The following is an 18,484-nucleotide window of genomic DNA, read 5'->3' as shown; positions in this document are numbered from 1 at the left end:
CCAACCCCGGCGGCAGCCCCATCAAGCAATCGCAATGCGTTGGTTGCCACGGCCAGCGCTGCAGTGCCTGGCCGCACTTGCCTTGCTCGGGATGCTGCTTCCCCTGCAGCGGGCCTGGTTCCCGGGCCAGAGCGGGATTGCTTGGGTTCTGGACTTGTTTGCGCACTGGCAGCCGTTTTATGCGCTGGCCTGGCTGCTGAGCTGTGCGCTGCTTGCCGTTGGCCACCGGTACTGGCTTTGGGCCCTGCCGCTGACCTTCCTGCCTTGGTTCAGCGCAAGTCGGGAAACCACAGGCGCATCGCCCTCCTCCGAGCTGGTCATCGTTGTTGCCAACGTCAATATCCACCAACGCGACCCTGCGCGTCTGCTGCAGTGGCTGCGCGAAGACCCCGCCAATATCGTTGTACTGACCGAACTATCAACCGCCTACGCCGAGCAACTGGCCGCTGCCGGCAATGGTGGATTCCGCCATGCTGTCCTGCACGCGCAGGACTCGCCACCGGGCTTGGGCATCCTCTCCGATCGCCCCTTGCAGACCCCGCGGCTCCACGCCGATGCGCTTGGCGCGCTCCGCCTGGAAACGCGCATCGACCTGCAAGGACGCTCGATCCATCTGATTGCAGTCCACCCAAAGCCGCCCATGGCAATACGCAAATTCCGTGCGCGTGACCAGTTGCTGTGCGACCTGGCGCAAACCTCGACAGGCCCCACCATCATTGCCGGCGACCTCAATGCGACGCCTTGGTCCAGTGCCTTGTTCATCGCCGAACAACAGGGGCTGCGGCGCACAACCGGCGCTGCACCGACATACCCCAGCGAAGGCGCGGGACTACTTGGCATTGCCATTGACCACGTGCTGGTGTCGGCGCCGTTGGCTGGCACGTTCCGGCAGCGTGGCCCGGACATTGGCTCGGACCATCTGCCGGTGCGGGTTGGCCTCAGCTGGAGTGCCAGCCCGCTCCCGCCCGCGCCTTGACTCCGTCATAGCGTGATAACTGCTGGTTATCACCCATGCGAAGATGTAGCACGCATCCCCGTTAAAATTGGCCGATGACCGAATTCATACCCGAAGGCAGCCGTTTCCACGCGCTTTCGTCTCCCTTTCCGATGAAGCGCGGCGGCAGCCTGCAAGGCGCCCGCGTTGCCTATGAAACCTGGGGCACGCTGGCTGCCGATGCCGGCAACGCCGTGCTGATCGTCACCGGGCTGTCGCCCGATGCGCATGCTGCCAGCCACGCCGACAACCCGAACGTGGGCTGGTGGGAGCCCATGCTCGGCCCCGGCAAGCCGATCGATACCGACCGCTGGTTCGTCATCTGCGTCAACTCCCTGGGCAGCTGCAAAGGCTCCACCGGCCCGGCATCCACCAATCCTGCGACGGGCCAACCTTATCGGCTGGCGTTCCCCGAGCTGTCCATCGAGGACGTCGCCAACGCCGCCGCCGAGGTGGTCAAGGCACTGGGCATCCGCCAGCTCGCCTGCCTGGTTGGCAATTCGATGGGCGGCATGACCGCGCTGGCATTGCTGCTGCAACACCCCGGCATCGCCCGCACCCATATCAACATCTCCGGCAGCGCGCAGGCGCTGCCGTTCTCCATCGCCATCCGCTCGCTGCAACGCGAAGCCATCCGCCTTGATCCGGCCTGGAACAACGGCGACTACGACGATGCGCACTACCCGGAATCAGGCATGCGCATGGCGCGCAAACTTGGCGTCATCACCTACCGTTCGGCGTTGGAATGGGATGGCCGCTTTGGCCGCGTAAGGCTGGATTCGGAGCAGACCGACGATGATCCGTTCGGCCTGGAATTCCAGGTGGAAAGCTATCTGGAAGGCCACGCCCGCCGCTTCGTGCGCCGCTTCGATCCCAACTGCTATCTGTATCTCGGGCGATCGATGGACTGGTTTGACCTGGCCGAATATGCCGGCGGTGACGTCATGGCCGGGCTGGCAAAAATACGGGTCGAGCGTGCGCTGGCCATTGGTGCCAACACCGACATCCTGTTCCCGGTGGAACAGCAGCAGCAGATCGCCGACGGCCTGCGTGCCGGCGGCGCGCAAACCCAGTTCATCGGCATGGATTCGCCGCAAGGCCACGACGCCTTCCTGGTCGACTACGACCGCTTCGGGCCAGCCGTCCAGCAGTTCCTGCACAGCTTGCCGACAGTCGACTGATCGCAGGGCTGACCAACGCAGCGGGCAGCAACTGATGGTTGCCCGCAGATAGCCGACGCACGCTGTTTGCCTTTCCCCACAGGCAACAGCCCATGCTGCGTGCACTCCTGTTTCTAGTGCTGTGCGTGTTGACGATCAGCCGCAGCCACGCGGCCGTCCCGCCGCTGATGCTGGCCAGTACCTGGCAGGACGGGCCGGACGTATCGCAGTACCTGGTAAGTGAGAAGCTCGACGGTGTCCGCGCACGTTGGGACGGCGAGGTGTTGTGGACGCGCGCAGGCCACCGCATCCACGCCCCGGCATGGTTCACCGCGCACTGGCCGCAACACCCCCTGGATGGTGAACTCTGGTTGGCGCGAGGCCAGTTCGAAGCCACCAGTGCCCTTGTCCGCAGTGGCAGCGTCGAGGACGTCCGCTGGCGCGCCCTGCGTTTCATGGCCTTCGATCTGCCAGCGATGCCAGCAGGGTTTTCGGACCGCCACGCACAGATGGGCAAGCTGATCGGCAACGCATCAACGCCGTACCTGCGCATCATCGAGCAACACCGTCTGAGCGATACCGAAAGCCTGCACCGACGGCTTCGCGCTGTCGTCCAGGCCGGTGGCGAAGGGCTGATGCTGCAGCACCAGGACAACCGCTACAGCGTCGGTCGCAGCAACGGCCTGTTCAAACTCAAGCTGCATGAAGACGCCGAGGCGCGTGTCACCGGCTACATTCCTGGCAAAGGCAAATACGCTGGCAAGGTCGGCGCCTTGTTGGTGGAGAACGACAAGGGTCATCGCTTCCGCATCGGCAGCGGTTTGAGCGACGCCCAGCGCGCGGCGCCACCGCCCATCGGGGCCTTGGTCACCTACCGTTACAACGGCCTGACCGTACATGGGCTGCCACGCTTCCCGCGTTTCCTCCGCCTGCGTCCGGAGCCGTGAACACCATCCCCACGGCGTTCGACCACGCGCGAGGTGTCTTACGGTTCCCAGCATCTTCCCAGCTGCCATGGAATGCGTTGCAATACGCAAAACCGGGCAGGGATACCATGCGCTACCAAGGCAGGCTGCAGGACTGGAACGATGAAAAGGGCTACGGATTCGTCATCCCCAATGGCGGCGGCGATCGTGCGTTCGTGCACATCAAGGCATTCGAACAACGCGCGCAACGCCCCAGCGATGGGCAACTGATCAGTTACCAGCTGCGCAAGGATGAAAGAGGTCGCTTCAACGCGATCGCCATCCGCCAGACCGCTGGCGCCAACAACGCATCCATTCCGCAAAAAAAGGTGGCGTTTACCGCCAGGTTGCCGCATGTACTGCTGGGCGCTGGCGCGCTGCTTTGTATCGCAGTGTTGTGGGCGATGCGCTACATACCGGACTGGTCGCTACCTGTCATCGGCAGCATGAGCGCAGTCACGCTTGGCTTCTATCTGCATGACAAAGGCGCGGCTGCACGCGGCCAGCAGCGCACCCCGGAAAACACCCTGCATATCTTGGCCCTGCTGGGGGGCTGGCCCGGCGCCCTGATCGGTCAAGGCCTGTTCCGGCACAAGACCAGCAAACGCAGTTTCCAGGCGGTGTTCTGGCTTACGGTAATACTCAATATTGCCACCCTGTTTTTTCTTGCCCGCTGGTTGGCTGACTGAGGGCAGCAAAGAAAAAAGCCGCCCTCCCAGCGCAGTCGGTTGCTTCATGCAGCAGGCCCGCATCAGGCTTGTCTCTTGTGCCACCTCGTCCTCCGTACTGGAAGCCAACCATGCGCCACTTGCCTGCACGCACCCGACTGGACAGCAGACCTCTGACGCCGGAGAGGATCCGGAAAATCGTGCTGCCGCTTTTTCGGCGCAGACACGCTTACGGAGCCGAGGATGGGGCTGAACTGGTTCTCCAGCTGGCCGCACTTGAAGTCACCAACTCAAAACAACTCAGAATCATCATGAAACGTCACAGGCGCGCGCTGTTACAGGACGAAAATCGGCGCATGTCGCGACTGGAAACCCGCTGGATTGCCGAAGAAACCGGCGGGGTCGGCATCAACGTGCATTCCAGCACATCCTGGTTCACGATTGCCGGCCTTGCAAGGCAAGCCATGGAGCTGGAGTTCGGTGAACGCGCGGCCGCGTTGTGGACTGCTACCGAAGACTGACCTGGCTGATCCTGGCGTGCACGCAGCTTCAACCCGGTTACCTGTGACCTTCCGATCAACCCGCGCTGCTTCAGACGTTGGCGCAATCAAGATCCGCTGTACGGTCGCCCCCCTCGTTTGACAAGGAGTCACCCATGACATTCTGGATAGTGGCTGCACTCACAAGCGCTCTGCTTGGCTTGGCAAGTAGCGCGTTCTTTCAGAAGACCTGGGCCGCGCTGTCGGCCGCGGGCCTTTCAGCGGCCCTGATTGCACCGTATCTAGGCCTGCGTTTTGTCCAGGACATCACCGGCCACCATGACGCACAGGATGGATTGGCCTTCCTGTTCGGCCCGTTTGTGGCGGTGCCTGTAGCCGTGCTCTGCGCCTATGCATCCAAACGCGTGCAGCGTCGCCGGGGCCACGGATAGGCGGCACTGTTGCGCACCCGGCGCTGCTATCGCGGAAACCAGTGTGGCAGCGCCATCGGCGTGAGCCATCTTCGAGCCTGAGAAGCCCCCGCCCAAATCCTTCCGCAGGAGCTCGCCCCCTGGGTTCCAGCCGCCTTCCGCGCCGCGGAGACCGGCCCAGCAGCGCGCTTGCGGCTGCAACGGCTCACTGCCAATAATGCGATACAGCCCCACCAACCCACCGGCTCATACCTGCAAAGCCCTCATGGAGCGCGCAATGAACTGCCCCAAATGTAATGCCCAGTTGCAATCGTTCGTTCACCAGGGTGTTGAAATCGAACGCTGCGGCGGCTGTGGTGGCCTCTGGTTCGATGTATTCGAGCATGAGGAGTTACGCGAGCTGAGTGGGTCCGACGCAATCGATACCGGGGCACCGGCAAAGGTTCCAGCTGGCACCGGCTCTGGGCTATGCCCCAAGGATCAGCAACGGTTGTTCAGCATGGTGGTCGCCGGCCAGCCGCATATCGCCTATGAGTCCTGCGGCCTTTGCCATGGGGTTTTCTTTGACGCGGGCGAGTTCAAGGATTTCCGCGAAACAACCTTCGGCGAGCGTTTGCGCGCGATCTTTGGCGTGGCCCGCGTCGCCCAGGGTCAGGCCTGATCACCTCGCGGCTATCGCGCCTGCAGGCGCGATAGCCAGCTCGGGGGCTGAGGCCACGCCAACGCCCCATCGCCCCCGCAGCGGCGCGAACTTGTTGATTGTGCAGTTGCCAACGGGATCAATCACCCTGGTGTTCGACAAGACCCAATTCCGGCAGACCCTGATCAGCACGGGCGCGATAGGCGCCTTGTTCGGCTCCCTGCCGGTGCTGGCCTTGCTGGCATTCCGCAACGACTACGGCCACGCCCCTCGCGCTACCCGATCGCTGTTTGCACTGGGTTTGGACCTGTGCCTGCTGTTTTTCGGTAGCGTCACTTTCTGCATCTTCTTTTTCGGCGTGTTGCCGATGGCCTTACACTATGCATTCGTCTGGACGATGCGACGTTGGACAGGGCGTGATTGATTGGCAAGGAATGCGCAGTCCGTGTCCGGAACAAGCGCATTCTTCCCCGCTCACTGCATCTGAACCAGCTGCCCCTGCTGCAACCGGTATGCACGCTGCACCACGCCATCAGGCAGGCTGTCGTGGGTGATCATCAGCAGGCTGCGCTGGCCCAGCGCCGCCGCAAGATCGATCAACAAGGCATGCGCTGTATCAACGTCCAGGCCTTCCGTGGGTTCGTCCAGCACCATGATCGGTGCATTGCGCAGCAAGGCCCGCGCCAACGCCAAGCGACGGGCCTGCCCCGCCGACATCGTTGCGCCGTTCTCGCCTACCCAGGCGGACAGGCCGCCCTGCTGCCGCGCCCACGCAGTCAACCGCACCTGTTCCAGCACCGCCCACAGCGCTTCGTCGCTGGCGTGGGGATCACCTAGCCGCAGATTCTCTGCAATGCTGCCGGCAAATACCGGTGCACCCTGCGGCAACCAGGCGATCTGCCGATACCAATCGTCCTGGGTGAATTCGCGCAGATCCACGCCCGCATAGCGCACGGCGCCTTGCTGCGGGTCCCACAATCGCAGCAGCAACGCCGACAGCGTGGTCTTGCCGCTACCACTGTCACCGCGGATGGCGATGCGCTCGCCCGGTGCCAGGCTCAGGTCCACACCGTCCAACAGGCGTCGTGCTTCCCCCGACCACGCAAATACGACGTTGTCGAACTCGACCCGGCCAACAGCAACCGGCACCTTGCGCGGCGTTGCCGGGTCCTGCACTGCCGGGGCCTGATCCACGATCTCGGCAAGCCGCCGCCCCGCCACACGCGCCGACTGCAGCGCCTGCCACGCAATGCCACTGGCGGCGGCTACTTCCAGCAACGCCACCGTCAGAAACACCAGCGTTGCGGCAAAGGGAGCCTCCACCCTGCCCGCTTCGAACGCCGACAAGGCCAGCCACAACATCGCCAGCAGACCCAACCCGGCAATCGTCGAATGCAGCACATTGCCTGCGATCAGACGGCGACGACGGCGCAAGTCACTGCGCGCCAACTGCTGCGCGGCTGCATCCACGCGCAACGTCCAATCGTCGCGCGCGTCCAGTGCCGTCAGATCGGCAACGCCTTCCAGCCCCTCATAGGCAAGTGTGCGCAGCTGGGCGCGGCGCTGGGCGCGTTGCGCTTCGCCTGCGTTGCCTCCGCGCACCGCAACCGCTGGCACGCCGAAGCCAACCAGCACCGCCAACACCAGCAGCAGGACGGCAGCGGGCCAATAGATCAACGCTGCGCCGATGGCCGTCGCCAGAGCAATGCCGGCCAACGCCAGCAGCGGGCTGATGGCACGGACCATCAAGCCGTCGACTTCGCTGATATCGGTGATCAACCGCGCCAACAATTCACCGGTGCGGCTGCTGCCCAGCCTTGCCGGCGCCAAAGGCAGGGCGCGCTGGAAAAACCACACCCGCAGATCGCGGGCAATGCGCAGGGTCGCGTCATGGCCCACCAGCTTCTCGAAGTAGCGCGAAGCGATACGCGCCATGGTCAAGCCGCGGATGCCCGCTGACGGCGAGAAGAAGTTGAAGGTGCCCGACATTCCCAATGCACCGGCCAAAGCAGCGGCGGTCAGAAAGCCACCGGACAGGCCCAGCAGGCCTACCCCGGCCAGCATGGTGGTAAACAGCAGCACGGTTGCCAGCAACAACCGCCAGCGATGGCGTTTGAAGACCTCGCGCATCGACGGGACACTCATGCCTGCTCTCCCTGTTCACCGATATGGGCCTGCAGATCGAGGACCTGGTCCGCCCAGCGCATCGCCACCGGGCTATGCGTGGCCATCAAGACACTGCGGCCGCGCGTATGCGAGGCCAGGGCCTGCAGCAGATCGGCCTCGGTCTGTGGATCCAGGAAGGCAGTGGGCTCGTCCAGCAGGAACAGATCCGGCTCCAGCAGCAACAGGCGGGCCAATCCAATCCGCCGCGCCTCGCCCCCGGACAAGCCAAAGCCGCGCTCGCCGATCACCGTATCCAGGCCCAGTGGCAGCTGGCGTGCAAAACGCATGACCTGGGCCACCTCGGCAACGGCCTGCAAGCGGGCATCGCTTACCGCCGGGTCGGCCAGGCGCAGATTGTCGGCGATCGACCCATGGAACAGATACGGCCGCTGTCCGGCGTAGCCGATACGTACGCCGTCGCGGACCAGCAGCCGGCCTTCGCGCGGCGGCAGCCAACCGGCCAATGCCTCCAGCACCGTGCTCTTGCCGCTGCCACTGGGGCCGACCAGCGCCACGCGCTGACCATCACCGATACTCAGCGAAAAGTCGCGCAGCACATCGTGACCGGCGCCCTGCGGGCGCAGCGCTACCGATTGCAGCGACACCATCGGTGCATGCAGCTGTGCCGGCTCCGGTGCCATCAGCGGTGGCGACGGCACGTTGGCGGCGCTTACATCCAGGTCATCGGCCAGCAGTCGCTCGACCTCGGCAGCGGCGGCCAGGGCATTGGCGCGGTCGTGGTAGTGCGCGGCCAGCCGGCGCAGCGGCGCATAGAACTCCGGCGCCAGCAGCAGGCAGAACATGCCGGTGCCCAGGGTTGGCACCACCGCGTGCAGCGACATCAGCCCCAGATAGCTCAGGCCCAGGTACAAAGCGACCATGGCCACGCTGACCGAGGCAAAGAACTCCAGCACCGTGGACGACAGGAAGGCGATGCGAAGCACCTTCATGGTGCGCACGCGCACGCCATCAGCAGCAATGGCAATGCCGTCCAATTCGGCCGCACCACGGCCGTAGAGCCGCAGCAGCCCCAAGCCCTTGATGCGATCAGCAAAATGGCCGCTCATCCGCGCCAATTCGCCCAGCTGCGCACGCCCGGCCGCCTCGGCCCCCCAACCCACCAGCATCATGAAGAACGGCACCAGCGGCGCGGTGAAGATGAAGATCAGCGCCACCACCCAGTCCACATAGGCCACCGCAGCAGCAATCAGCAGCGGGACCACCACCACTTCCACCCGTACCGGCTGGAATCCCGCGTAATAGCCCTCGATCGCGTCGCCATGGGCCAGCAACAGCTCCCCCAGTTCGCCGCTGCGCTGGCGCCGCAGCCAAAGCGGCCCCCGCGCCATCAGCCGCCGGTATACCTGCCCGCGCAAGGCCAGCTTGGCGCTGTCGGCGACCCGGCCAGCTGCCGCCTGGGCCACCCCGCCCAGCAGGCTGCGCAGCAACAGCACGGCCGCCAGTACCCAGAAACCGTGAACTACCTGTGCCCAATCCAGCCGTTCCACGACTATGCTCTGGATAAGCCAGGCAATGGCGCCGGCCTGCACGATCAGCAGCGCACCAGAAATACATACGGCCATGGCTGCCAGGCGCTGTTGCGGCTTGGCGCCGGACGCCAAGGCGGCCAGCCATTGCTGCTGCAGGCGGCGCTCGCCGGCGGCGCTGGAATGTGGAACTTCGCTCAAGACTGACAACTCAGGTGAAGGAGATCTACGTGATTGTAAGCAAGCCGTACCCCGCTCGCGCGCCAGCACCATCGGTGCTGAACCTCCCGGCCACATTGATTCAGATCAAGGCATTGGCAGGCATGAACAGGGAGTATCCCTGCCATAGAACCCCTTCCCGCCACACCATGACGCCCAATTCCCACGAGGTAACCAGGCCATGATCGACTCAACAGTCGTAGAACTGTCTCGTCTACAGTTCGCGCTGACCGCGATGTACCACTTCCTGTTCGTCCCGCTCACGCTGGGGCTTTCTTTCATGATTGCGATCATGGAGAGCGTCTACGTGATGACCGGCAAGGATGTCTGGCGCCGCATGACCCTGTTCTGGGGCGTGCTGTTCGGCATCAACTTCGCCATGGGCGTGGGCACCGGCATCGTGATGGAATTCCAGTTCGGCATGAACTGGTCCTACTACAGCCACTATGTGGGTGACATCTTCGGTGCGCCGCTGGCCATCGAGGGTTTGATGGCGTTCTTCCTGGAAGCCACCTTTATCGGCCTGTTCTTCTTTGGTTGGGGCCGCCTGTCCAAGGTGCAGCACTTGACCGTGACCTGGCTGATGGCACTGGGCACCAATCTGTCGGCGCTTTGGATCCTGATCGCCAATGGCTGGATGCAGAACCCGGTAGGTGCGGTGTTCAACCCGGAAACGATGCGCATGGAAGTCGTGGACTTCATGGCCGTGTTGTTCAACCCGGTGGCACAGGCCAAGTTCGTGCACACGGTGTCGGCCGGTTACGTGACCGGTGCGGTATTCGTGATGTCGATCAGCGCGCTGTTCCTGCTGCGCAACAAGCACCACGACGTCGCCCGCCGCTCGTTCGCGGTGGCCGCGGCCTTCGGCCTGCTGTCCTCGCTGTCGGTGGTGGTGCTGGGTGACGAAAGCGGTTATGCCGCCAACGAGCACCAGAAGATGAAGCTGGCCGCGATCGAAGCCATGTGGGAGACCGAGCGTGCCCCGGCCGACTTCACTGCCTTCGGCATTCCGAACCAGGAAACCCACCAGAACGACTACGACATCAAGATCCCGTACCTGATGGGCTTGATCGCCACGCGTTCGCTGAACCAGCCGATTCCGGGCATCCTGGAACTGGTGGACCGCGCCGAGCACCGTATTCGCGGTGGCCAGCTGGCCTACGGCGCGCTTGAACGCATCCGTGCCGACAAGAACGACGTCGAAGCACGCGAGATGTTCGACCGCCATTGGCAGGATCTGGGCCACGGCCTGCTGCTGAAGCGTTACCGCGAGGACATCCTCAACGCCACTCCGCAGGAAATCTCCAAGGCGGCGATGGATACGGTGCCGCGTGTTGCCCCGCTGTTCTGGACCTTCCGCATCATGGCGGGCCTGGGCTTCTACCTGATCGCCTTCTTCGCGGTGGCGTTCTACTACTCCTGCCGCCACAACTTCCAGGACAAGCGCACCTTCCTGAAGATCGCGCTGTGGACGCTGCCGGCACCGTGGATCGCCATCGAATGCGGCTGGTTCATTGCCGAGTACGGCCGCCAGCCGTGGGCCGTGGAAGGCGTGCTGCCCACCTTCTATGCCGCCTCTGGCCTGGCCCTGCACGAAATCCTGATGACCCTGGCCGGCTTCACCGCGCTGTACACGGTACTGCTGGTCATTGAAGTCAAGCTGATGCTCAAGGCCATCCGCAAGGGCCCGGACGACATCCTGCCCTCGCTGCAGCACAGCGCCGCCCCCACCCACGCCTCCAAGCCGGCTTCTGGCCAGGTTTGAGGAAGGAGAACACTCATGGATTTCATTCTTCTGGACTACACGACACTGCGGGTGATCTGGTGGCTGCTGCTGGGCGTGCTGCTGATCGGCTTCGCGATAATGGATGGCTTTGACCTGGGCGTCGGCGCACTGCTGCCGTTCGTGGCCAAGACCGATGAGGAACGCCGCCTGGTCATCAACACCGTCGGCCCGGTATGGGAAGGCAACCAGGTATGGCTGGTGCTGGGCGGCGGCGCGATCTTCGCCGCCTGGCCGCCGCTGTATGCGGTGAGCTTCTCCGGCTTCTACCTGGCGATGTTCGTGATCCTGTTCGCCCTGATCCTGCGCCCGGTCGGCTTCAAGTACCGCGGCAAGATGCCCAGCCAGCGCTGGCGCAACAACTGGGACTGGGCGCTGTTCATCGGCGGCTTCATCCCGGCGCTGATCATGGGCGTGGCGGTAGGCAATGTGCTGCTGGGCGTGCCCTATCACTTCGACGACACGCAGCGCATCTGGTACACGGGCACGTTCTTCGGCCTGCTGACCCCGTTTGCATTGCTGGCTGGCCTGCTCAGCGTGGCCATGCTGGTCGCCCACGGTGCGGCGATGCTGGTGATCAAGACCGATGGCCCGGTGGCTGATCGTTCGGCACGCTACGGCAGCATTGCCGCCATCCTCAGCTTCGTGCTGTTCGCCGTCGCCGGCGCCTGGGTTGCCTTCGGCTTGCCGGGCTATGCCATCACCTCGCCGGTAGTCAGCGATGGCGCCAGCAATCCGCTGTTGAAGACGGTCGAACTTAGCGCCGCTGGCGGCTGGCTGCACAACTACAGCACCATGCCGGCCACGATCCTGGCACCGGTGGTGGGCCTGCTGGGCGCACTGGCCAGCGCAGTGCTGTTGCGCAAGCGTCGCGGCGGCCTGGCCTTCATCGCCTCGGGCGCCTCCATCGCCGGCATCATCTTCACCGTCGGCTTTGCGATCTTCCCGTTCCTGCTGCCCTCCTCCAGCCAGCCCGGCTCCAGCCTGACGCTGTGGGACGCATCCTCCAGCCACCTGACGCTGTGGATCATGCTGCTGGCAACGGTGGTCTTCCTGCCGCTGATCATCGCTTACACCACCTGGGTGTACCGCGTACTCAAGGGCAAGACCACGCTGTCGGAAATGGGTGAAAACCCGAACGCCTACTGATCCCCATTCAAGACATACAAGGAGACATCCCATGTGGTATTTCGCCTGGATCCTCGGCGCCGGCCTCGCCTCTACCGTCGCCATCCTCAACGGCATGTGGTTTGAAGCACGCGAAGCCCGCAAGGCCGAAGAAAACCGCTAAAAACCGCGTTAAGGTATTGCCAAGAGCCCGGACTGAGCGTATCTTTCCGGGCTCCTTCGCGGGGTGTAGCTCAGTCTGGTAGAGCGCTACGTTCGGGACGTAGAGGTCGCAGGTTCGAATCCTGTCTCCCCGACCAAAGGGTCGAAAGAAGCCTGGAAAAACGGCAACGTTATCCAGGCTTTTTATTCGCCGGTACCGCGATACCGGCAGCCACGCACCACGCCTTGCAGGCAGCGTTGGCTGAACGAAACAACTTGCAGGGCACGAGGTTCACCGCTATCATAGGCGGCTCCTTCGGGGTGTAGCTCAGTCTGGTAGAGCGCTACGTTCGGGACGTAGAGGTCGCAGGTTCGAATCCTGTCTCCCCGACCAATTCGACAAAAGCCGGCCTCTGGCCGGCTTTTGTTTTATGGGTCATACCGCGCTGCCGGTTGGTCCACGCCGGAGTTGCCATGTCATCGCCCGCCTCGCCACAGCCCCACTCCCTGCTCAAGGGACGGCTGCTGGCCTTCATCGCCATCGTTCTGGTCTCGGCCAACCTGCGCAGCGCCGTCACATCGCTGACGCCGTTGCTGGACCGACTCGGGCATGTCTTCGATTTCGGCAGCACCATGACCGGCGTGCTGGGCATGATGCCCACTGCGGCCTTCGCCGTGTTTGGTTTGGCGACGCCCCGCATTACCCGCGCCATTGGCCTTGAGCGCACCGCCGTACTGACCATGTTGCTGGCCACCATCGGCCTGCTGCTTCGCGCGTTCTCCGGCAACGTCGGCATGTTGCTGCTGGGCTCAGCCATCGCACTGGCGGGCATGGGCATGGGCAATGTGGTCGTGCCGCCGCTGGTGAAGCGCTACTTCGCTGATCGCGTTGGCACCTTGAGCACCATCTACATCACCGTCCTGCAGGCCGGCACGATGGTGCCGGCCCTGCTTGCCGTGCCCATGGCCGACGCCTTCAACTGGCGCGTATCGCTGGGCATGTGGTCGCTGCTGTCGGTTGCCGCCTTGCTACCGTGGATCCTGCTTGCGCGCACCGCCCCTCGCCCCGAACCAAGCACAGCCACCACCGAACACGCCCCTGGACGGGTGTGGAAGACGCAGCTGGGCTGGGGCATGGCGCTGATGTTCGGGATGACGTCGCTCGGCACGTATTCGCTGTTCACCTGGCTGCCCAAGGTGATGGTCGAAGCCGGCGCCAGTGAATCCTTCGGTGGCGTGATGGTCGCGGTTTATTCGGCAATCGGCCTGTTGCCGTCCTTGCTGGTGCCAGCATTGGCAGTACGCATGCGCAATCCCTTCCCGATTGCGGTGATGGTATTCGTGCTGAACATGGTCGCCTTCTCCGGCCTGCTGTGGGCGCCAATGAGCGCGCCGTTGCTGTGGGCGGTGATCGCCGGGTTGGGCCCATCCACCTTCCCGCTGGGCCTGACCTTGATCAACCTGCGCACCCGCAGCCAGGCCGGCTCGGCCGCGCTGTCGGGCTTCATGCAGGGCGTTGGCTACAGCCTGGCAAGCCTGGGGCCGCTACTGTTTGGCTGGCTGCACGGCGTGAGCAATGGCTGGACCTGGTCGTTCGCCTTCCTGGCCTGTTGCTCCGGCGTACTGCTGACAGGCGCATGGTTTGCCTGCAAGCCGCAGCAGCTGGAAGATCACTGGAAATAAGCTGTTGGTAATGGAAAGCCGCCGACTCGCATCGGCGGCTTTTTCGTATCTGGAGATTTCAGCTTGCGCGCACGCAATGTAGCGCGGGTAAGCACAGCGCAGCCGGGACCGCATGGGGCCGGCTGGCATGAGCGCTTTGAGTACCGGAATCTCCCGCCCGCCCTGCGCTTCCGCGCTACGGCAGCTGACGTTTACGATGCTTTCGGCGGATGCCGCACCTGGCCTTCGCCGCGTACCACGAAACGCTCCACGGTCAGCGCTTCCAGGCCCATTGGCCCATAGGAATGCAGACGCGTAGTGGAGATGCCGATCTCCGCGCCCAGGCCCAGCTCACCACCATCGGAGAAACGCGAGGAGGCGTTGACCATCACCACCGCCGAACGCAATGCACGCACGAAGGCCTCACCATGCGCCGGATTGCCGGTTGCGATGACTTCGGTGTGATCGGAGGTGTAAGTCTGGATATGGGCGATGGCGACAGCCATGTCCGGCACGATGCGGATGGCCAGGATCAGATCCAGGTACTCAGCGGCGTAATCGTCTTCGGTCGCGGCGCTGATGCCCGGCAGCAATGCCTGGCTGGCTGCATCGCCACGCAGCTCAACACCACGCTCGCGCAGGGCTGCCGCGGCCAACGGTAGAAAGCGTGGCGCGATATCTGCGTGTACCAGCAGGGTTTCCAGGGAGTTGCACGCCGCCGGTCGCGTGGTCTTGCCATCAACCAGCAGGTCCACCGCCAATTGCAGATCCGCGCTGTCATCGACGAAGAGATGGCAGACGCCTTTGTAGTGCTTGATCACCGGCACCCGCGCGTGCTCTGCAACGAAGCGGATAAGGCCTTCGCCGCCGCGTGGAATTGCCAGGTCGATGATGTCGTTGAGCTGGAGCAGCTCCAGCATGGTCTCGCGGCGCAGATCCTCAACCAGGGTCAGCGCGGCATCGGCGACGCCGGCTTCGCGCAGGGCGCGCTTGAGACTATTGGCGATAGCGGTGTTGGAGTGGATGGCTTCCGACCCCCCTCGCAGGATCACGCCGTTGCCGGCCTTGATACACAGCGCCGCCGCGTCTGCGGTCACATTGGGCCGTGCCTCGTAGATCATCGCGATCACGCCCAGCGGCACCCGCACCTTCTGCACGCGGATGCCATTGGGCCGCGCATAGTCACGGGTGACTTCGCCTACCGGATCCGGCAGGGCCGCAACCTCGCGCAAGGCGTCGGCGACGCCGCGCAGCCGCTCCGGGTTCAAGGCCAGCCGGTCCAGCATCGCGCTGCCCACGCCCTTGTCACGCGCCGCCTGCAAGTCACGCGCATTGGCCGCAAGAATGCCGCCGGCATCTGCCTCCAGCCCATCGGCCATCGATCGCAGCAACGCACTGCGCGCCTCGGTGGACAGCTGGGCCAGCTGTTGTGCGGCGTCGCGGCATTGCAATGCCAGTTGGCGGATATTACTCATGTCCTGCCCTGCTATTGATCAAGTAGTGGCTTACAGCAACACCAGGTCATCGCGATGGACCACGTTGTCGCCGTAGTTGTAGCCGAGGATGGATTCGATTTCGCGGGTGTGGTGCTGGCTGATGCGACGGATATCGACGGCGGAGTATTGGCTGACGCCGCGGGCGATCTGCTGTTGACCCTGCGCATCGAACAGTCGCACCTCCACCATGTCACCGCGTCGGAACTCGCCTTCCGCACCGACCACGCCACCGGGCAGCAGCGAGGCGCCGTTGTCGCGCAGCGCCCGCGCCGCACCGGCGTCGATCAGGATCGCGCCAGGTTCCAACGGTGCGTGCTTCAACCAGTACTTGCGCGCAGCAATGCGCGACTGCCCCGCATGCAGGCGCGTGCCATGCAGGCGCCCTTGTGCCAGCCCACGCACCACATCGCTGTTGCGGCCGTTGAACAGGAAGGTATCGATGCCGGCAGCACCGGCCTTGGCTGCCGCCTGCAGCTTGGTATGCATGCCACCGGTGCCGACCGCGCTGCCACTGCCGCCGGCCATGGCCATGATGTCCGGGGTCAGCGCGATGACTTCATTGATCGGCTGTGCATCCGGATGGCTGCGTGGGTCGGCGGTATACAGACCGTCGATATCGGTGGCGATGAACAGCGCATCGGCATCCACCAGGGCGGCGACGATGGCGGCGAGATTGTCGTTGTCGCCGAGCTTGAGCTCGTCCACCGACACGGTGTCGTTTTCATTGATGACCGGCAACGCACCCAGCGCCAGCAGCGCGTTGAGCGTAGCGCGTGCATTGAGGTAGCGGCGACGGTTGCGCAGGTCGTCATGGGTCAATAGCACCTGCGCGACCGGGCGTTCGAAGAAACGCTGCCACAGCGCGATCAACTGCGCCTGGCCAAGCGCAGCCAAGGCCTGGCGTGCGGCCATCGCCGCTCCCGCTTCGGCCGCCTTGGGCACGATGGCACGCCCGGCGGCCACCGCGCCGGAGGAAACGATCACCACTTCGCGCCCTGCCAGCACATTGGCCGAGACGAACTGCGCCAAGCCCAGTGCAAAGCGCGGGGTCAGGCCGCCACCGTCGGCAGCGAGCAGGCTGCTACCCACCTTGAGCACGGCACGGCGCCACTGCGGCAGCGCTTGTTCGGTGAACGGCGAAAGCGAGGACTGGTTCATGGGATCAACGGGTATTCCACTCATGGACGGTCAGTTCGGAACTGCCGTGGATAGCCAGCGGGTCGGTAGCGACCAGGGCCTTTGCCTGCGCAAGCGTGTCGACGTTCTTCAGCACATAGGCGCCACCGCTGCCGTCGCTGAAGCCACCGGTGAGGTGCAGGCGGTCATCCGCACTTAGCGCATCGAGGAAGGCTTTGTGTGGGCCAATCACCGCATCGTCGAAAGATGGCTTGCGCATGGCCATTACCAGGTAGAGCTTCATTGCATTCTCCTTTGCTGCATATGACACCACGTGGGAGCGGGGATCGCGCGTTTGCTTTCGCTTGGAACTTGCTGGGTGGGGCCTTGGGCTTTGGCTTTGGCTTTGGCTTTGGGCTTTGGGCTTTGGCTTCAGCCTTGGCTTTGGTCTTGGCGCTGGCTTCGACTGTCCCTTCTCCCGCCTGCGGGAGAAGGTGCCCGAAGGGCGGATGAGGGGAGCTTTTGACGTTGCTTGCTAGAAGCTTGTCCTCACCCCAACCCCTCTCCCGCACGCGGGAGAGGGGCTAAAGAGCTAAACAAAACGGGCGCCTTTCAGCGCCCGTATTCAAGCCATCAGCCCTGCAGCGCACTCCAGCGTGCTGCCAGCTCTTCCAGGCGAAGATCCGCTGCCGCACCGGGCGACACCCGTGCCGCCAGACTACCCTCGGGCGTGCGCCCTTGCCCTGCCGTATCCGACGCAGCCGCTGCGGCCTTGTAGGCATCACGGAAAGGCACACCGGCGACCGCAGCTTCGACCGCCACGTCGGTTGCATACATGCCCGAATCAATCGCCGCGCGGATGTTGTCATCGCGCCAATCCAGGTTCGACAACAGCGCCGGCAGCAGCTCCAGCGCGGCCAGACCACGGCCGAAACCGTGCACGATCGCGCCCTTGGAATTTTGCAGATCGCGCTGGTAACCCGAAGGCAGCGACAGCAGCTGCTCGATCTCGGTACGCGCCGCAGCGATGCTGGCATGGGTGGCGCGCATCAACTCGATCACGTCCGGGTTGCGCTTGTTCGGCATGATCGAACTGCCGGTGGTGTACTGCGCGGGCAAGGCCACAAACGCAAATTCGCCCGTGGTGAACAAGGACAGATCCCAGGCGATACGACGCAGGTCCAACGTCGCGCCACCCAGCGCCTCCAATGCCGCCAGCTCGAACTTGCCGCGCGAGAGCTGCGCGTAGATCGGGCTGACCTGCATGCGTGCAAAACCCAGCGCTGCGGTGGTGTGCTCGCGATCCAGCGGCAGGTTGACGCCGTAACCGGCCGCGGTGCCCAGCGGATTGGTATCGATCAGCGCACGCGTATCGCGCGCACGGATGGCGTTGTCGATGAAAGCCTCGGCCCAACCCGCCCACCACATGCCCGCCGACGACACCACGGCGCGCTGGATATGCGTATAGCCCGGCAGCGGCTGCAGCTTTTCAGCGGCCGCGCGGTCCAGGGCTACCTTGGCCACTTCGGTGCTGATCTGCGCAACGCGCTCCAGCTTGTCCTTCAGCCACAAGCGGGTGGCCACCAGGATCTGGTCGTTGCGGCTGCGGCCGGTGTGGATCTTGCGACCAGCATCGCCCAGCCGTTCGGTCAGGCGTGCTTCGATTGCCGAGTGGCAATCCTCGTACTGTTCGTCCAGCACGAAGGCGCCGCTGCGGAAGTCATCGGCAAGCACCGCCAGCTCGCGCTTGAGCGCGGCCAGTTCATCGCTGCTGAGGATGCCGATGTGCTGCAGGCCTTCGGCGTGCGCAGTGCTGGCCTGGATATCGTGCAGGAAGAACTCGCGGTCCAGGATGACGTCGTCGCCCGCCAGGAAGGTCTGGATCTTTGCGTCAACCGCGACGCCGGGTTTCTGCCATAGCAGGTTGGTCATGGTGTTCTCTCGAAATG

The 18,484-nt window shown here is 64.1% G+C and carries 18 protein-coding genes and 2 tRNA genes; 14 read left to right on the top strand and 6 right to left on the bottom strand.

The window, feature by feature from the left end; genetic code table 11:
- Window positions 1-34: 34 nt before the first annotated feature.
- The 8 genes from RT460_RS05555 (at window position 35) to RT460_RS05520 (ending at window position 5,761) form a co-directional block, all read left to right on the top strand.
- A complete protein-coding gene (locus RT460_RS05555) occupies window positions 35-976 on the top strand; it encodes an endonuclease/exonuclease/phosphatase family protein (RefSeq protein WP_313317649.1) in 942 nt (313 codons plus the stop codon).
- A 74-nt stretch (window positions 977-1,050) separates the two neighbouring features.
- Complete coding sequence (locus RT460_RS05550; protein WP_313317648.1) at window positions 1,051-2,175, top strand: homoserine O-acetyltransferase; 1,125 nt, start codon at window positions 1,051-1,053, stop codon at window positions 2,173-2,175.
- A gap of 92 nt (window positions 2,176-2,267) precedes the next feature.
- The gene (locus tag RT460_RS05545) at window positions 2,268-3,101 is read left to right on the top strand and encodes a DNA ligase (RefSeq protein WP_313317647.1); all 834 of its coding nucleotides are present in this window, start codon (window positions 2,268-2,270) and stop codon (window positions 3,099-3,101) included.
- A gap of 107 nt (window positions 3,102-3,208) precedes the next feature.
- Window positions 3,209-3,808 (top strand): cold shock and DUF1294 domain-containing protein, encoded by a 600-nt coding sequence (locus tag RT460_RS05540; protein WP_313317646.1) that lies wholly within the window; start codon window positions 3,209-3,211, stop codon window positions 3,806-3,808.
- 110 nt (window positions 3,809-3,918) lie between these two features.
- Window positions 3,919-4,308, top strand: a complete 390-nt coding sequence (locus tag RT460_RS05535) for a hypothetical protein (protein ID WP_313317643.1) — start codon at window positions 3,919-3,921, stop codon at window positions 4,306-4,308.
- A 134-nt stretch (window positions 4,309-4,442) separates the two neighbouring features.
- On the top strand, window positions 4,443-4,718 hold the full coding sequence (locus RT460_RS05530; protein ID WP_313317642.1) for a hypothetical protein: 276 nt from the start codon (window positions 4,443-4,445) through the stop codon (window positions 4,716-4,718).
- Between the two features lie 244 nt (window positions 4,719-4,962).
- On the top strand, window positions 4,963-5,358 hold the full coding sequence (locus RT460_RS05525; protein ID WP_313317641.1) for a zf-TFIIB domain-containing protein: 396 nt from the start codon (window positions 4,963-4,965) through the stop codon (window positions 5,356-5,358).
- Between the two features lie 106 nt (window positions 5,359-5,464).
- Window positions 5,465-5,761, top strand: coding sequence for a hypothetical protein (locus tag RT460_RS05520; RefSeq protein WP_313317640.1), 297 nt, complete (start codon window positions 5,465-5,467; stop codon window positions 5,759-5,761).
- A 50-nt stretch (window positions 5,762-5,811) separates the two neighbouring features.
- On the opposite strand, the gene cydC is transcribed toward RT460_RS05520, so the two are convergent.
- Together cydC and cydD are read right to left on the bottom strand one after the other, a co-directional pair.
- Window positions 5,812-7,482 (bottom strand): thiol reductant ABC exporter subunit CydC, encoded by a 1,671-nt coding sequence (gene cydC / locus RT460_RS05515; RefSeq protein WP_313317639.1) that lies wholly within the window; start codon window positions 7,480-7,482, stop codon window positions 5,812-5,814.
- Complete coding sequence (cydD, locus tag RT460_RS05510; protein ID WP_313317637.1) at window positions 7,479-9,191, bottom strand: thiol reductant ABC exporter subunit CydD; 1,713 nt, start codon at window positions 9,189-9,191, stop codon at window positions 7,479-7,481. The genes cydC and cydD overlap by 4 nt, the downstream gene beginning before the upstream one ends.
- A 199-nt stretch (window positions 9,192-9,390) precedes the next feature.
- Between cydD and RT460_RS05505 the strand changes: the two genes are divergently transcribed.
- The 6 genes from RT460_RS05505 to RT460_RS05480 all read left to right on the top strand — a co-directional run bounded on the left by RT460_RS05505 (window position 9,391) and on the right by RT460_RS05480 (window position 13,944).
- The gene (locus RT460_RS05505; protein WP_313317636.1) at window positions 9,391-10,974 is read left to right on the top strand and encodes a cytochrome ubiquinol oxidase subunit I; all 1,584 of its coding nucleotides are present in this window, start codon (window positions 9,391-9,393) and stop codon (window positions 10,972-10,974) included.
- A gap of 15 nt (window positions 10,975-10,989) precedes the next feature.
- A complete protein-coding gene (gene cydB, locus RT460_RS05500; protein WP_313317635.1) occupies window positions 10,990-12,141 on the top strand; it encodes a cytochrome d ubiquinol oxidase subunit II in 1,152 nt (383 codons plus the stop codon).
- A 31-nt stretch (window positions 12,142-12,172) separates the two neighbouring features.
- Window positions 12,173-12,283, top strand: a complete 111-nt coding sequence (gene cydX / locus RT460_RS05495; protein WP_313317634.1) for a cytochrome bd-I oxidase subunit CydX — start codon at window positions 12,173-12,175, stop codon at window positions 12,281-12,283.
- A gap of 59 nt (window positions 12,284-12,342) precedes the next feature.
- A tRNA-Pro gene (locus RT460_RS05490) sits at window positions 12,343-12,419 on the top strand.
- A 159-nt stretch (window positions 12,420-12,578) separates the two neighbouring features.
- Window positions 12,579-12,655 (top strand) — tRNA-Pro (locus RT460_RS05485).
- An 80-nt stretch (window positions 12,656-12,735) separates the two neighbouring features.
- Window positions 12,736-13,944, top strand: coding sequence for an MFS transporter (locus tag RT460_RS05480; RefSeq protein WP_313317633.1), 1,209 nt, complete (start codon window positions 12,736-12,738; stop codon window positions 13,942-13,944).
- A 191-nt stretch (window positions 13,945-14,135) separates the two neighbouring features.
- On the opposite strand, the gene RT460_RS05475 is transcribed toward RT460_RS05480, so the two are convergent.
- The 4 genes from RT460_RS05475 to RT460_RS05460 form a co-directional block, all read right to left on the bottom strand.
- Window positions 14,136-15,398: a glutamate-5-semialdehyde dehydrogenase gene (locus tag RT460_RS05475; protein WP_313317632.1), complete on the bottom strand. Its 1,263-nt coding sequence runs from the start codon at window positions 15,396-15,398 to the stop codon at window positions 14,136-14,138.
- A gap of 30 nt (window positions 15,399-15,428) precedes the next feature.
- Window positions 15,429-16,577: a glutamate 5-kinase gene (proB, locus tag RT460_RS05470; protein WP_313317631.1), complete on the bottom strand. Its 1,149-nt coding sequence runs from the start codon at window positions 16,575-16,577 to the stop codon at window positions 15,429-15,431.
- Between the two features lie 4 nt (window positions 16,578-16,581).
- On the bottom strand, window positions 16,582-16,839 hold the full coding sequence (locus tag RT460_RS05465) for a YciI family protein (protein ID WP_313317629.1): 258 nt from the start codon (window positions 16,837-16,839) through the stop codon (window positions 16,582-16,584).
- 329 nt (window positions 16,840-17,168) lie between these two features.
- Window positions 17,169-18,467 (bottom strand): argininosuccinate lyase, encoded by a 1,299-nt coding sequence (locus tag RT460_RS05460; RefSeq protein ID WP_313317628.1) that lies wholly within the window; start codon window positions 18,465-18,467, stop codon window positions 17,169-17,171.
- Window positions 18,468-18,484: the final 17 nt, after the last annotated feature.

Source organism: Stenotrophomonas sp. (assembly GCF_032061965.1).
Classification (GTDB): Bacteria; Pseudomonadota; Gammaproteobacteria; order Xanthomonadales; family Xanthomonadaceae; genus Stenotrophomonas.
Note: the sequence above shows the minus strand (reverse complement) of the source record. Positions and strands in the feature narration are given on the sequence as shown.

Excerpts from the sequence above, each read along its gene's own strand:
- RT460_RS05555 (WP_313317649.1), top strand. The coding sequence starts at position 35 with ATGCGTTGGTTGCCACGGCCAGCGCTGCAGTGCCTGGCCGCACTTGCC.
- RT460_RS05550 (WP_313317648.1), top strand. The coding sequence starts at position 1,051 with ATGACCGAATTCATACCCGAAGGCAGCCGTTTCCACGCGCTTTCGTCT.
- RT460_RS05545 (WP_313317647.1), top strand. The coding sequence starts at position 2,268 with ATGCTGCGTGCACTCCTGTTTCTAGTGCTGTGCGTGTTGACGATCAGC.
- RT460_RS05540 (WP_313317646.1), top strand. The coding sequence starts at position 3,209 with ATGCGCTACCAAGGCAGGCTGCAGGACTGGAACGATGAAAAGGGCTAC.
- RT460_RS05535 (WP_313317643.1), top strand. The coding sequence starts at position 3,919 with ATGCGCCACTTGCCTGCACGCACCCGACTGGACAGCAGACCTCTGACG.
- RT460_RS05530 (WP_313317642.1), top strand. The coding sequence starts at position 4,443 with ATGACATTCTGGATAGTGGCTGCACTCACAAGCGCTCTGCTTGGCTTG.
- RT460_RS05525 (WP_313317641.1), top strand. The coding sequence starts at position 4,963 with ATGGAGCGCGCAATGAACTGCCCCAAATGTAATGCCCAGTTGCAATCG.
- cydC (WP_313317639.1), bottom strand. The coding sequence starts at position 7,482 with ATGAGTGTCCCGTCGATGCGCGAGGTCTTCAAACGCCATCGCTGGCGG.
- RT460_RS05505 (WP_313317636.1), top strand. The coding sequence starts at position 9,391 with ATGATCGACTCAACAGTCGTAGAACTGTCTCGTCTACAGTTCGCGCTG.
- cydB (WP_313317635.1), top strand. The coding sequence starts at position 10,990 with ATGGATTTCATTCTTCTGGACTACACGACACTGCGGGTGATCTGGTGG.
- cydX (WP_313317634.1), top strand. The coding sequence starts at position 12,173 with ATGTGGTATTTCGCCTGGATCCTCGGCGCCGGCCTCGCCTCTACCGTC.
- RT460_RS05480 (WP_313317633.1), top strand. The coding sequence starts at position 12,736 with ATGTCATCGCCCGCCTCGCCACAGCCCCACTCCCTGCTCAAGGGACGG.
- RT460_RS05475 (WP_313317632.1), bottom strand. The coding sequence starts at position 15,398 with ATGAGTAATATCCGCCAACTGGCATTGCAATGCCGCGACGCCGCACAA.
- proB (WP_313317631.1), bottom strand. The coding sequence starts at position 16,577 with ATGAACCAGTCCTCGCTTTCGCCGTTCACCGAACAAGCGCTGCCGCAG.
- RT460_RS05465 (WP_313317629.1), bottom strand. The coding sequence starts at position 16,839 with ATGAAGCTCTACCTGGTAATGGCCATGCGCAAGCCATCTTTCGACGAT.
- RT460_RS05460 (WP_313317628.1), bottom strand. The coding sequence starts at position 18,467 with ATGACCAACCTGCTATGGCAGAAACCCGGCGTCGCGGTTGACGCAAAG.